We start from the raw sequence: 12826 nt of genomic DNA, 5'->3' as shown, positions 1-12826 counted from the left end.
TCCTTACAGGCCGTAGGCGAAGTTCAGGGTCAGCGAGCCTTGCAGCTTCGCGTCCTCGGTGATCGGGCCACCCATGGTCTGGCTGCCGGCAAGGCTGGCGACCACATCCAGATCGGTCTCGAACACGCGGCCGATCTGCTGCAGGTTGGCCGCCGTCTGCGCCCAGCCCATGGTGTAGCTGCTATGCCGCAACGGCGCCGTGGCCGCGCGGGTAATGGCGGTGGTGTTGGTGGTGAACACGTTGGATGCGGTGCCGTTCACCTTCGGGTTGCGCATCGTCACCGTGTAGTAGCCCAGCTTGCCGGTGCCGTTGACGTTGCCCATGCCGAAGTACGACGTGTCCGTCGCACTGGCCGAAGCTGCAGCGTTGTCGGTCACCTTGAAGGTCAGGTAGGTGTCGCCTTCGCACTCGATCTTCCAGGCCTTGCTGATGGCCGGAAGCACGTTGTAGGTGGTGCCGGTGCGGATATCGCCCGGGCCCAGGCTGCCGTAGTCGTACACGCCGTCATCGCCAGCGGTGACCAGGCAGGCCGGGACATCCAGGCTGCCGGTGACCTTCAGGGTCGAGGGCGCGATGGGTTCTGCGTGCACGGCACCGGCCGACAGCAGTGCCAGCACGGTCGCGGCAAGGGAAAGCTGGACTTTACTCATGGTGTGGAAACTCCCAGGTTGGAGGGGGATGGGGGGACCGTCTGCGACGACGATCCATTGGCGGAGCGACCGAGGTCGCTACCGGCAATACGGGCACCGCGCGTTCGCGGCAGTGCAATGAGGGCATCACAGGCAACGTCCTTCGGATGCTTCGTAGGGACGCGCGGGATCGAACCGGGCCGGCACGCGGTAGTGCACTTCACAGCGACCGCCGGCATCGTCCAGCAGCACCGGCTTGCCGATCTGTTCGTTGTCCAGGATCGCGTTGCCCTGGCCGATCACGGTGCCGATGAAGTCGCCTTCGGCGGAGTACAGCGCGGTACCTACCCGTGCCAGTTCGCCGCCGCGGGTACGCACGGTCAGCAACAGCTGGCGCACCGGGTGCGCACTGATGGTGGGGGTGGCGACCGCACCGCGCGCCAGCGCCAGATCAAGCGTGGTACTGGCAAAGCGCTGGTTCAGCGGCAGCGTTCGCCCGTCCAGCTGCAGGCGGGTGGGCCGGTAAGGGGTGATCGACGGCAACACCGCGGTGCCCAGCACGGAGGTGGTGGCACTGCCGGCGCCGCTCAGGCCGATCCCGGCCACGCGTGGAATCCGGACCACGGCAAAGGTGTCGCCAATGCGCGAGCTGGAAAACGCCAGGGTGCGCCCCGAGGCCAGCGCTACACCGCCGCTGGCGGCCAGATACTGGGTCTGGGCCTGGCCCTGGATGTGCGAGGCCCCCGCATTGAACGCGCCATACGCGGTGCGCTGGCTGGCTGCGACCGCCAACCGCTGCTGCGAACCGCTGTGCGATGCATCCACGTTGTAGGCCAGGCCACCTGCGGTGCGGCTCTGGAAACTGGCGCCCAGGTTGCGCGACGCATCTTCATAGCGGTAGGCACGGGCACTGACGCTGCCGCGTCCCAACGGAACCTGCAGATTGACGAACGCGGCGCTGCCACGCCCCTGCGCATGCTGCAGGGTCAGGTTGACGTTGACCCGGCCGAACCGGCGTGACGCCGACAGCGTCTGCCCACGGCCAACATCGCCGCCATAGCGGCTCTGCCAGAACGTGTAGGAAAACGCGCCCCACCTGGCGCTGGACCAGCCCAGCGAGGCCGACAGCGATTGCTGCAGCCGCTCGTCGCGCGAAGCGCAGGCCTCCGGCAGGGTCCAGGGTTCGCACGGCCACGGCCGGGTATCGCGCAGCGGCAAGGTGTCTTCCAGCGTCGCGAAGGCAGCGCTGCGGCGCTGCCAGGACGCGCCCATGCTGAGTCCATTGTCGAAGCTGGCATTGCCCTGCAGCTGCAGCTCATGGCCGAAGCCCCATTGCGCAGCATGCGAGAAACGCGCGCCCACGCCCCAGGTGCTGCGCGAGCCAAGGCTGAAGCCGGACTGTGCTGCCAGTCCCTGGTAGTCACGCGCAAGCAGCAGCGACGTGCTGACGCGGGTATCCGCGCGCAGCTGCGCAGCGCCCCCGGCGTGGACCAGCCAGGGCGCATTGCCCTGCAGGTGCACGCCATCGCGGGCACGGTAGCGCCCCACCCCCAGCTGGAAGGCCGGCGCGGCATCGGCGTCCGGCACATCCATCGGTGCCGGTACCCGATAGCGGGTGGTGCGCCCGTCCTCTTCGCGGACTTCCACATCGAGGTCGGTGCCACGGTGGGTCACGGCGATGTCGCTGATCGAATAGGCACCGGGCGCGACCACGCTGCGGTGCACGACGCTGCCGCGCTGGCGCACTTCCACCACCGCATGGCTGTCGGCGATGCCTTCGATCGGCACGCTGAGGCGGCTGGCCTGGCGCTGCATGTCATCGGAAAACAGCTGCGCACCCAGCATCGGCGTGCCACCGAAGCCTTCCGAGGCCAGGCTCAGCTGGCCCGCCTGGAACACCCCCGAGGCACGCTCCAGCGCACGCTGGGCATAGGTTTCCTGCTGCACGTAACGGCTCTGCGAGCGACGCCGTGCATAGTCGCCGCGGCTGCGTACGGCCCAGTTGGCGGTGTTGAACCCCAGTTCCATGCGTGCACTCAAAGAATGGTCATTGCCCGTGCGTCGTTGCACGCGCTGGGAGAAAACGTCGTAGTTGAGAACCAGCGCACTGCCGCCACGCTGGAAGGCACCGCCCGCGCTGCTGTCACGCAGGGCCGTGGCCGGCACCACCAGATCCATCCGCGCACTGCCGGGCCGCAGCTCGACCCGGGTGCCGGGATGGATCTGCTGCAGCGGCGCACAGGCCTGCTCCGGGTCGTCCTGTTTCAGGCCCAGCTGCGCCAGCACTTCGGCGGAAAAACACGGCTCACCCTGAGCATCGAACCGCACCTGCAGCGGCTCGCGGCGCATGCCGTTGACGCTGGCGTCGACCTGGTGCACGCCGGGCAGAAAGCCGGCCCGGCGTGCAAAGAAGCGTGCAACGTCGGCCGAGACGCCATTGCGCTCCAGCTGCTTGAGGTCGAACTGCACCTCCTGTGCGGCAACGCCGGTGGCGGTACTCATTCCTCCCGCGCCGATCACCAGGGCGGCAACCGGCGCCAATGACGGCGGCTGCCTCATGGGTGGGGTCCTTGCATGCAGTGGCAGTCAACGCCGCGTGCTCACGGCTGCAGCGGCAGTTGTTCCTTGTCCTTGGCGAAGCCATAGCGGCTCAGCGGCACGATCTCGACGTGGCCGTTGCTGCCGCCCACGTCGCCCGCCAGGGTCAGCACCCGCGTTTCGCCCGGCATCAGGTAGGGATGCGGCAGCACACCCAGCGCGGCGGAGGGCTGCAGGCGCAGCTCGGGACCGACCCGGATCACATGCGGTCCACTGTTGTGGACGGTCAGCTGATCACCTTCGATGGAGAAGCGCAGGTCCTGCCAGGGACGGACTGCAACAGCCACCGCACGCGGCTGCAGGATGAAGCCGATCTGCTGGCGGATCGGCATGCGCATGCCGCGCTCGCTCTTCTGGGTGACACCTTCGAACGACGCCCGCAGCATGTACTCGCGATCCAGCACCACGCCCTTCTTCAGCGTGAAGTTGACGATCTGGCTCTGGCCCGGGTCGATGCGGGTCACCGCCGGGGTCACCAGGATGTTGCCGGCCATCGGCCGCTCGTCCAGATCGTCCACGCTGCTCAGCAGCAGGATCGGCTCGCGGCCGGGATTGCTGATGTTGAACGCGGTGCGCCCTTCGCGCTCCTCCAGGATCACCGTATTGCTCTGCAGGGCGAAGGTGGACGCCTGCAGCGGCAGCGCCGGGCCGAGCAGCGCGGCGGCGGCCAGCCATTTGCAGGCCAACAGCGTCCCGCGCCGCTTCGAAAGAAGAGCGTTCATGGCAGTTCCCGTTCAGTGGGGCCCCGTTGCGGCACAGGCACGCGACGTCAGGCGATGACGGACATGCTAGGGCGCCCCCACCCGGTGAACTATCAGGCGAGTCCTAAAGTGATATCGATTGACGCCGATGGCCCCGCCGCGTGGGTACAGGGCCAGCCATCACCATGCGGCGCGCGCTCACGCCCGGTGCGGGGTTCCCAGGTATTCGGCGCTCTGCATCTCGATCAGGCGCGAGGCGGTGCGCTCGAATGCGCCCTGCAGGCGGGTGCCGGTGTACAGCTCGATCGGCGAGGTGCTGGCGGTGCAGACCAGGTTGACGTGGCGGTCGTACAGCTCGTCGATCAGGTTGACGAAGCGGCGCGCGGCATCTTCGTTCAGGCGGTCGAAGGCGGGAATGCCCCCCAGCAGCACGGTATTGAACTCGTGCGCGATCTCGATGTAGTCCGACGGCCCGCGCGGGCCTTCGCACAGTGCGGCGAAATCGAACCAGGCGATGCTCTTGCCACGGCCCCGGACCGGAATCTTGCGACCCTCGATCTCGATGTTGCCGGGCTTGGCCGGCTGGCCGCCACTCAGCTCGTTCCAGCGCGTGGCCAGCCAGTCGTCGCTGTCGGCGGCCAACGGCGCGCGGTAGACCGGCGAGCGGGTCAGCGCGCGCATCCGGTAATCCTCGGTGCCCTCGGCGTACAGCTCCACGCAGAAGCGCTGCAGCAGGCCGATCGCCGGCAGGAAGCTCTCCCGCTGCAGGCCGTTGAGGTACAGGTTCTCCACCGCCGTGTTGGACGTGGTGACCAGGGTCACGCCCTCGGCGAACAGACGCTCGAGCAACCGTGCCAGCAGCATCGCGTCGCCGATGTCGGTGACGAAGAACTCGTCCAGCACCAGCACGCGCAGGTTGCTGCGCCATTCCTGGGCGATCTTCGCCAGCGGGTCGCTCTGCCCCTGGTGCTCGCGCAGGCGTTCATGGACGCTGCGCATGAAGCGATGGAAGTGGGTGCGGTACTTCTGCCTGATCGGCAGCCCGTCATAGAACAGGTCAACCAGGAAGGTCTTGCCGCGGCCGACACCGCCCCAGAAATACAGGCCCTTGACCGGCTCGGGTTTCTTCCAGAACGAGGACAGACGGTCCAGCCAGCCCTCCTCGGCACTGTCCAGCAGGCCCAGGTGGATGCGGTCCAGTTCGGCCAGCGCCGCGTGCTGGGCCGGGTCGTTCTGCCAGTCGCCGCGGGCGACCCCTTCCGCATACCGCTGCGACGGGGTCAACTCGGTTGCACTCATGCCGCCGCGCCCAGCCAGTGCTTGACGCCGTGGGTCAGCGCGCCGCGCAGGTCGATCAGCTTGCGGTGGAAGAAGTGGCTGGTTTCCGGCATGCGTACCAGCTCATGCGGAAGATCCAGCGTGTCCAGCCACTGGTAGACGGCCTGCGGATCGACGATCTCGTCCTGCTCGCCCTGGATCACCAGCCAGCGCGCCGGCGGTGCGACGCCCTCGAAATCCCAGCGGCCGGCCGGCGGCGCGATCGAGATCAGGGCTTCCGGCTGCAGCTCGGCGGCGGCCTTGAGCGAAACGAACGCGCCAAAGCTGAAACCGGCCAGCCACAGGCGGTCGTCGGGGCGCTGGCTGCGCACCCAGGCGGTGACGGCCTTCAGGTCGTCCTGCTCGCCGACGCCGTGGTCGAAATCACCGGCCGAAGCGCCGACGCTGCGGAAGTTGAAGCGCACCGTGGCGATGCCCAGCTCGCGCAGGGTGGTGGCAGTCATGGTGACCACCTTGTTGTGCAGGGTGCCGCCCTCGGTGGACAGCGGATGGCAGACGATGGCCACGATCGGCTGCACCGGCACATCGGCCTTGGGCAGGTCAACGACCACTTCCAGCGGGCCGGCCGGGCCATCCAGTTCGAGGCAGGCGGTTTGGCCGGGGGCGACGGGGAACGAGGGATTGCGCATGGCAACATGATACCGTCCCCCGCCCCTGCCCTGTGCCCGCCCCATGCTCTACCTGTCCCTGGCCGTGATCTGCAGTGTGCTGGTCTCGGTGTTGCTGAAGGTGGCCGGACGCCGCCAGCTGGATGTCGCGCAGATGGTCACCTGGAACTACCTGGTGGCCGCGACCCTGACCGCCGTGGTGCTGCGGCCACCGCTGGATGCGCTGCGCGCGGCGCACGCGCCGTGGCTGTCGCTGCTGGCGCTGGCGGTGGTGCTGCCGTCGATCTTCCTGGTGCTGGGCCGCGCGGTGGCGGTGGCCGGCATCGTCCGCAGCGATGTGGCGCAGCGGCTGTCGCTGCTGCTGTCACTGGCGGCCGCCTTCCTGTTCTTCGGCCAGACCGCGACGCCCTGGAAGCTGGCCGGCCTCGGCCTGGGCCTGCTGGCGATGGTGGCGATCAGCCTGCGCCCGCGCGGCCCGCAGGTGGCGTCCTCGCCCGGTGGCTGGGGCTGGCTGCTGGGCGTGTGGGGGGGCTTCGCGGTGGTCGATGTGCTGCTCAAGCAGGTAGCGCTGTCCGGCACGCCGTCGATGGCGGCGGTGCTGGCCAGCTTCAGCGTGGCCTTTCTGCTGATGCTGGCACTGCAGCTGTGGCGTCATGCCAGCGGGCACAGCCGGCTGGCCTGGCGCAACCTCGGCGCGGGGGCCCTGCTCGGCCTGCTCAATGGCGGCAACATCCTGTTCTATGTCCACGCGCACCAGGCGATGCCGCAGAGCCCGGCCACCGTGTTCGCCGGCATGAACATCGGCGTGGTGGTGCTGGGCGCGCTGGTCGGCATGTTCGCCTTCGGCGAGCCGACCACGAAGTGGAACCGCGCCGGCCTGGCGCTGGCAGTGCTGGCGATCGGGCTGATCGCCTGGGGCTGAGCCCGCGGCGATCCCGCCTTCCGTAGCGCCGAGCCAGGCTCGGCTGTCCTGGGCATTCGGGTCAGAGCCCATTCCGTTGGAATGGGATCCGACCCCGGCCAACCTTATCTGTCGAAGCCCAGCAGCAGCGGGTCGTGGTCGGAGCTGCGCCACGGGCCCTGCACGTTGCGGCCCTGGTAGCCACTGGCATCCTGCTCGTCGGCGTTGCTGTGCCATTCGGCGGCACCGCGCAGGCGCTTGGCCATGCCCGGATTCAGCAGCGCATGATCGAGGCGGCCGGTATAGCCGTTGTAGACGTAGCTGTAGGGATGCTCGACCTTGGCGACCTTGAACGCGTCCTGCCAGCCCAGCTCATGCAGGGTGCGGATCGGGTCCTCCATCGCGTAGGCGTTGAAATCACCCAGCAGCACCGCATCGCTGGCACCGGTAGCGGTCGGGTCGGTCTGCAGCCAGGCGTGCAGCTGCTGCGCCGAGGCCACGCGGGTGGCGTTCCAGCAGCCCTGGTTGTCGTTGCGGTCGGCGTCGGCACCGGCCGCATCACGGCAGCCCTTCGACTTGAAGTGATTGGCGACCACCACGAACGGCGCGCCGTGCTTGCCCCGGAAAGCCTGTGCCAGCGGCACGCGGCTGTGCTCGACGAACGGGCCACCGGTCAGCGTGGCCGGCTTTCCGACCGGCTGCAGGCGCGTGCTGCGGTAGATGATGCCCACCCGGATCGGGTTGTCGCCGGGGCCGTTGCCGGCGTCGACGAAGCGCCAGTCACCCTGCGCGCCACGGTCGCGGTTGAGTGCATCGACCAGCTCCGCGATGGCCGACTGCGGGCCGTAGCCGTCGTTCTCCAGTTCCATCAGCGCGGCGACATCGGCGCCCAGCGCATTGACCGTACCCACCAGCTTGGTCACCTGCGCCTTGTGCTCTTCAGGCGTGCGCGCGCCGCGCAACGTCGGGAAGCCGCCGCCGTGGCCGTCGCCATTGAAGAAGTTCTCCAGGTTGAAGGCCGCCACATGCAGGCTGCCCGGCACCGTCGGCACTGCCGGCCGCTTCAGTTCCGGCAGCTTCAACACGCCTTCAACCTGCAGCCGCGGGCGGCCCTGCGGGTCCACGCGCACGATGCCTTCCACATTGCGCAGCTGCATGCCGGTGCGCAGCACCGGATTGCCCGGCAGGTAGGCCACGCTGCCCGGGTCACGGGCGTCGCTGCCATCGTCCAGCAGCAGGCGGCGGCGAGCGTTGTCGGCCATCACCTGCTCGTAGCCGGCGGTACCCGGTGCGGCCACTTCGGTCGGCTGCCAGAGACGGCCGTCGAAGGCCACCGTGAGCTGGCCGAAACGCTCCAGGCCGTCGGTACCGGCCAGGGTGAGCGGTGCGGCGATGCGCACGCGCTGGCCGTCCAGCGCGCGCCAATCGGCCGGGGCGGCGGCCAGCACCACCGTTGCGCTGCCGCGCGCGGCAGGAGGCGCCGCGGCTGGAGCGGCCTGCGGCTGGGCCTGGGCGAAGGCGCTGACCGGCAACAGCAGGGACAGGGCAAGGGCGAGGGAGCGGCGGCGCATCGACGGACGATTCCTTGGAAGAGGGCGCACAGACTAACCCTGAAATGCGAAACCCCGCCTGCAGGCGGGGTTTCGACCACGGTGGGCAAAGCCGGGGGTCCGGTCGTTGGCTGGCAACCTCATGACTCCGCATGCATACGGGGTTGCCGGCCAGCGGCTGGCGCTACCTGCGGGCGGGTTGCGCCCGCTATTTCAGGTTGCCCAGCATCCAGTCCACGGTGGCGTGGATCTGTTCCTCGGTCAGCGCCGGGTTGCCGCCCTTGGGCGGCATGATGCCGCCGTCCGGGCCGGTATAGCCCTCGATGGCGTGCTTGTAGAGGGTGTCCTTGCCCTGCGCGATGCGCTTGTCCCAGTGCGAATGGTCCAGCGTCGGCGCCATGCCCACGCCGTTGGTATGGCAGGCGGTGCACAGGTTGTCGAAGATCACCTTGCCGTCCTTGGTGCCGCCGTAGGCCACCTGCGAGGCGGCCTTGGCCAGCGCCGCCGCCTTGGCCGCGGCCTGCGCGGCGGCACCGGTGCTGCCGGCGTAGACCGCGCCGGTCGGCGAGATCCGCTGTTCAGTGCGCTTGACCGCGGTCGGCGACACCTCGGGCGGAATCCGGGTGTGCAGGTAGGCGGCAAGGAGGATGAGGCCGAGGGTGATGGTCGCCAGCAGCGCGATCACCATGGAGAAGCGTTTCAGGAACTCCAGATCGTAATTCCGCACTCTTCGTTACCCCTGGCTGATAGTCGTTGGACCACGGCTGAGCGACTGCGTGATGGAGCGAGTATAGAACGCGCTTCGCGTGCGACAACAGGCGTTGCCGCTGGTGCGGCGCAGCATCGCCAGGCATGGGCTGGGCATGGGGTCAGATCCCTTTTGCATGGCAGAAGGGATCTGACCCCGGCAGAGCAAGCCGGCCAGCGGCCGGCTCTACCGGGCGACGGGTGCGCCGATCGCGCGCAGGCAGAAACTGCAGATCGCCTCCACCAGTGCGTCCTCGTCACGATGTGCTTCGCGGCTCGGCGCGGTCGGGCCGACCATCGCCTCGGTGAAGGCGCCGACCAGGCAGGCGGCGGCCACATGGGCGTCCTGTACCGGCAGTTCGCCGGCTGCCACGCCCTCCTCCACCAGGCGCAGGAACACGTCGCCAAACGCGCGGCGGCCGCGCATGCGCTCGGCTTCCACATCCGGGTCGACCGGTTCGACGATGAAGGCATGGGCCAGCCCCGGCCCGGCCAGGGCGCGGCGGACAAAGGCGGTGATTGCCAGGCGCAGGCGCTCGCTGGCGGCCTCCGGGCCACTGGCAATGCGCTCCATGATCGCCACTTCGTGGGCCACGGCGGCGTTGAGCACCTCCACGAACAGCTCGGCCTTGGAGGGGAAATGGCGGTAGATCAGGCCGGTGGACACCCCCGCCTGGGTCGCCACGGCCGTCACCGGCGCATTGCGCCAGCCACCGGCAGCCACCCGTTCGCGGGTCGCCAGCAGGATCCGCTCACGGGCCCCGGCCAGGCGTTCTTCCATCAGTGCAGAGCGTTTATAGGCCATGTTTTGATTCTATTTTCAATTTTTGAATTTGTGTTCACTTCTTTCCCAAACCCCGCTACGCTGGGGCCATCGCCCGTGCGGGTGGCGGTCCTGCAGACCGCCGCCCGCTCCCCCGCCGGGTGCGTCCATTCCCTGCAGTCCCGTCGTGGAGCCACCGCAATGCACGTGCCATCCCTGAACTTCGATCTCGGTGAGGAGATCGACCTGCTGCGCCAGAGCGTGGCCCATTTTGCCGCCGCCGAGGTCGCGCCGCTGGCCGCCGAGGCCGATGCGACCAACCAGTTCCCGCTGGCCCTGTGGCCGAAGCTGGGCGAACAGGGCCTGCTTGGCCTCACCGTGGAAGAAGAATACGGCGGCACCGGCATGGGTTACCTGGCCCACGTGGTGGCGATGGAAGAGATCTCGCGCGCGTCCGGCGGCATCGGCCTGTCCTACGGTGCGCACTCCAACCTGTGCGTGAACCAGCTGCGCAAGAACGGCAACGAGGCGCAGAAGCAGCGCTTCCTGCCCGGCCTGTGCAACGGCAGCCTGGTCGGCGCGCTGGCGATGAGCGAACCGGGCGCCGGCTCGGACGTGGTGTCGATGAAGCTGCGTGCGGACAAGCGCGGCGACCGCTATGTGCTCAACGGCAACAAGATGTGGATCACCAACGGCCCGGATGCCGATGTGCTGGTGGTCTATGCCAAGACCGACATCGACGCCGGTGCCAAGGGCATCACCGCGTTCCTGGTCGAGAAGGGCATGAAGGGCTTCTCCACCGCGCAGAAGCTGGACAAGCTGGGCATGCGCTCCTCGCCCACCTGCGAGCTGGTGTTCCAGGACTGCGAGGTTCCCGAAGAGAACGTGCTGGGCCAGGTCGGCGGCGGCGTACGCGTGCTGATGTCCGGCCTGGACTACGAGCGCGTGGTGCTGTCCGGCGGCCCGCTCGGCCTGATGGCCGCGGCCATGGACGTGGTGATGCCGTACGTGCACGAGCGCCACCAGTTCGGTGAGGCGATCGGCAGCTTCCAGCTGATCCAGGCCAAGATCGCCGACATGTACGTCGGCCTCGGCGCCTGCCGTGCCTATGTGTATGCCGTGGCGCGCGCCTGCGACCAGGGCCGCACCACCCGCCAGGACGCCGCAGGTGCGATCCTGTATGCCGCCGAGAAGGCCACTTGGCTGACCGGCCAGGCGATCCAGATCCTGGGCGGCAACGGCTACATCAACGAGTATCCGACCGGCCGCCTGTGGCGCGACGCCAAGCTGTATGAAATCGGCGCCGGCACCTCGGAAATCCGCCGCATGCTGATCGGCCGCGAACTGTTCCAGCGCACCCTGTAAGGCTACCGCGATGACCGTCCTGAACAGCCAGCTGCAACCGGGCAGCGATACTTTCGAAAGCAACCGCGCGGCCATGCAGGCCGTGGTCGACGACCTGCACGCCACCCTCGCCCGCACCGCCCTGGGCGGCAACGAGGCCGCGCGTGCCAAGCACACCGCACGCGGCAAGCTGCTGGTGCGCGACCGCATCGATGCCCTGCTCGACGCCGGCAGCGCCTTCCTGGAAATCGCGCCGTTGGCTGCGCATGGCATGTACGACGATGCCGTGCCTGCCGCCGGCGTGGTCGCCGGCGTCGGCCGGGTAAGTGGCGTGGAGTGCGTGATCGTGGCCAACGACGCCACGGTCAAGGGCGGCACCTATTACCCGATGACGGTGAAGAAGCACCTGCGCGCGCAGGAGATCGCCGAGCAGAACCACCTGCCGTGCATCTACCTGGTCGACTCCGGTGGCGCCTTCCTGCCGCTGCAGGATGAGGTCTTCCCCGACCGCGATCATTTCGGCCGCATCTTCTACAACCAGGCCAACCTGTCCGCGCAGGGCATCCCGCAGATCGCCTGCGTGATGGGCAGCTGCACCGCCGGCGGCGCCTATGTGCCGGCAATGAGCGACGAGACGGTGATCGTGCGCGAACAGGGCACGATCTTCCTGGGCGGTCCGCCGCTGGTGAAGGCCGCCACCGGTGAAGTGGTGAGCGCGGAAGAGCTCGGCGGTGCCGACGTGCACACGCGCATCTCCGGCGTAGCCGACCACATGGCCGACAACGACCTGCAGGCGCTGGCGCGGGTGCGCGCGATCATCGCGCAACTGAACTGGCGCAAGCCGGAGCCGGCGATGGCGGTGCAGGCCAGCGAAGAACCGCTGCTGCCGGCGCACGAGCTGTATGGGGTGATCCCGGCCGACACGCGCAAGCCCTATGACGTGCGCGAGGTGATTGCGCGGCTGGTCGATGGTTCGCGCTTCGACGAATTCAAGCCGCGCTACGGTGCCACCCTGGTCACCGGTTTCGCCCATCTGAACGGCTACCCGATCGGGATCATCGCCAACAACGGCATCCTGTTCTCCGAGTCGGCCCTGAAGGGCGCGCACTTCATCGAACTGTGCACCCAGCGCAACATCCCGCTGGTATTCCTGCAGAACATCACCGGCTTCATGGTCGGCCGCAAGTACGAGCAGGGCGGCATTGCCAAGGACGGGGCCAAGCTGGTGATGGCCGTGGCCTGCGCCAGGGTGCCCAAGTTCACCGTGGTGATCGGCGGTTCGTTCGGTGCCGGCAACTACGGCATGTGCGGCCGTGCGTACTCGCCGAACTTCCTGTGGATGTGGCCGAACGCACGCATCGGCGTGATGGGCGGCGAGCAGGCCGCCAGCGTGCTGGCCACGGTCAAGCGCGATGGCATCGAAGCCAAGGGCGGCCAGTGGCCGGCGGCGGAAGAGGATGCGTTCAAGGCCCCGATCCGCGAACAGTTCGAGCAGCAGGGCCACCCGTACTACGCCAGCGCACGCCTGTGGGATGACGGCGTGATCGATCCGGCCGACACCCGCCGGGTGCTGGCCCTGGCGCTGTCGGCCAGCCTCAACGCCGCCCCGCAGCAGACGCGCTTCGGCGTGTTCCGCATGTAATCCG

Annotated in this window: 11 protein-coding genes; 3 read left to right on the top strand and 8 right to left on the bottom strand. The window is 68.5% G+C overall.

Annotated features, from left to right (window positions below; translation table 11 throughout):
- Window positions 1-3 precede the first annotated feature (3 nt).
- The 5 genes from Q0P60_RS07020 to Q0P60_RS07000 all read right to left on the bottom strand — a co-directional run bounded on the left by Q0P60_RS07020 (window position 4) and on the right by Q0P60_RS07000 (window position 5896).
- Entirely contained in the window at window positions 4-651 is a 648-nt protein-coding gene (locus Q0P60_RS07020) for a DUF1120 domain-containing protein (protein ID WP_294990232.1), read from the bottom strand.
- A 126-nt stretch (window positions 652-777) separates the two neighbouring features.
- A complete protein-coding gene (locus Q0P60_RS07015) occupies window positions 778-3189 on the bottom strand; it encodes a fimbria/pilus outer membrane usher protein (RefSeq protein ID WP_294990229.1) in 2412 nt (803 codons plus the stop codon).
- A gap of 41 nt (window positions 3190-3230) precedes the next feature.
- Window positions 3231-3950: a fimbria/pilus chaperone family protein gene (locus tag Q0P60_RS07010; protein WP_294990226.1), complete on the bottom strand. Its 720-nt coding sequence runs from the start codon at window positions 3948-3950 to the stop codon at window positions 3231-3233.
- Window positions 3951-4127: 177 nt separating this feature from the next.
- Window positions 4128-5228: a cell division protein ZapE gene (zapE, locus tag Q0P60_RS07005; RefSeq protein WP_294990223.1), complete on the bottom strand. Its 1101-nt coding sequence runs from the start codon at window positions 5226-5228 to the stop codon at window positions 4128-4130.
- Complete coding sequence (locus tag Q0P60_RS07000) at window positions 5225-5896, bottom strand: CocE/NonD family hydrolase (RefSeq protein ID WP_294990220.1); 672 nt, start codon at window positions 5894-5896, stop codon at window positions 5225-5227. Before Q0P60_RS07000 ends, zapE begins: the two co-directional genes overlap by 4 nt.
- 43 nt (window positions 5897-5939) lie before the next feature.
- On the opposite strand from Q0P60_RS07000, the gene Q0P60_RS06995 reads away from it, so the two are divergent.
- A complete protein-coding gene (locus tag Q0P60_RS06995) occupies window positions 5940-6797 on the top strand; it encodes an EamA/RhaT family transporter (RefSeq protein WP_294990217.1) in 858 nt (285 codons plus the stop codon).
- 104 nt (window positions 6798-6901) lie between these two features.
- On the opposite strand, the gene Q0P60_RS06990 is transcribed toward Q0P60_RS06995, so the two are convergent.
- From Q0P60_RS06990 to Q0P60_RS06980, 3 genes are all read right to left on the bottom strand, one after another.
- A complete protein-coding gene (locus Q0P60_RS06990) occupies window positions 6902-8347 on the bottom strand; it encodes an ExeM/NucH family extracellular endonuclease (RefSeq protein WP_294990214.1) in 1446 nt (481 codons plus the stop codon).
- Window positions 8348-8534: 187 nt separating this feature from the next.
- A complete protein-coding gene (locus Q0P60_RS06985; RefSeq protein WP_294990211.1) occupies window positions 8535-9053 on the bottom strand; it encodes a c-type cytochrome in 519 nt (172 codons plus the stop codon).
- A gap of 207 nt (window positions 9054-9260) precedes the next feature.
- On the bottom strand, window positions 9261-9878 hold the full coding sequence (locus Q0P60_RS06980) for a TetR/AcrR family transcriptional regulator (RefSeq protein ID WP_294990208.1): 618 nt from the start codon (window positions 9876-9878) through the stop codon (window positions 9261-9263).
- 159 nt (window positions 9879-10037) lie between these two features.
- Here Q0P60_RS06980 and Q0P60_RS06975 point away from each other — a divergent pair, with 159 nt between their 5' ends.
- Together Q0P60_RS06975 and Q0P60_RS06970 are read left to right on the top strand one after the other, a co-directional pair.
- Complete coding sequence (locus Q0P60_RS06975) at window positions 10038-11201, top strand: isovaleryl-CoA dehydrogenase (protein ID WP_294990205.1); 1164 nt, start codon at window positions 10038-10040, stop codon at window positions 11199-11201.
- Window positions 11202-11211: 10 nt separating this feature from the next.
- The gene (locus tag Q0P60_RS06970) at window positions 11212-12822 is read left to right on the top strand and encodes a carboxyl transferase domain-containing protein (RefSeq protein ID WP_294990202.1); all 1611 of its coding nucleotides are present in this window, start codon (window positions 11212-11214) and stop codon (window positions 12820-12822) included.
- The last annotated feature ends 4 nt before the right edge of the window (window positions 12823-12826 follow it).

This window comes from uncultured Stenotrophomonas sp. (genome assembly GCF_945952405.1).
In the GTDB taxonomy this organism is placed as follows: Bacteria; Pseudomonadota; Gammaproteobacteria; order Xanthomonadales; family Xanthomonadaceae; genus Stenotrophomonas.
This window is presented reverse-complemented; position numbering and strand designations above follow the sequence as displayed.

Bases quoted from the DNA above. Each gene is read 5' to 3' on its own strand.
- Q0P60_RS07020 (WP_294990232.1), bottom strand. From the start codon at position 651: ATGAGTAAAGTCCAGCTTTCCCTTGCCGCGACCGTGCTGGCACTGCTG.
- Q0P60_RS07015 (WP_294990229.1), bottom strand. From the start codon at position 3,189: ATGAGGCAGCCGCCGTCATTGGCGCCGGTTGCCGCCCTGGTGATCGGC.
- Q0P60_RS07010 (WP_294990226.1), bottom strand. From the start codon at position 3,950: ATGAACGCTCTTCTTTCGAAGCGGCGCGGGACGCTGTTGGCCTGCAAA.
- zapE (WP_294990223.1), bottom strand. From the start codon at position 5,228: ATGAGTGCAACCGAGTTGACCCCGTCGCAGCGGTATGCGGAAGGGGTC.
- Q0P60_RS07000 (WP_294990220.1), bottom strand. From the start codon at position 5,896: ATGCGCAATCCCTCGTTCCCCGTCGCCCCCGGCCAAACCGCCTGCCTC.
- Q0P60_RS06995 (WP_294990217.1), top strand. From the start codon at position 5,940: ATGCTCTACCTGTCCCTGGCCGTGATCTGCAGTGTGCTGGTCTCGGTG.
- Q0P60_RS06990 (WP_294990214.1), bottom strand. From the start codon at position 8,347: ATGCGCCGCCGCTCCCTCGCCCTTGCCCTGTCCCTGCTGTTGCCGGTC.
- Q0P60_RS06980 (WP_294990208.1), bottom strand. From the start codon at position 9,878: ATGGCCTATAAACGCTCTGCACTGATGGAAGAACGCCTGGCCGGGGCC.
- Q0P60_RS06975 (WP_294990205.1), top strand. From the start codon at position 10,038: ATGCACGTGCCATCCCTGAACTTCGATCTCGGTGAGGAGATCGACCTG.
- Q0P60_RS06970 (WP_294990202.1), top strand. From the start codon at position 11,212: ATGACCGTCCTGAACAGCCAGCTGCAACCGGGCAGCGATACTTTCGAA.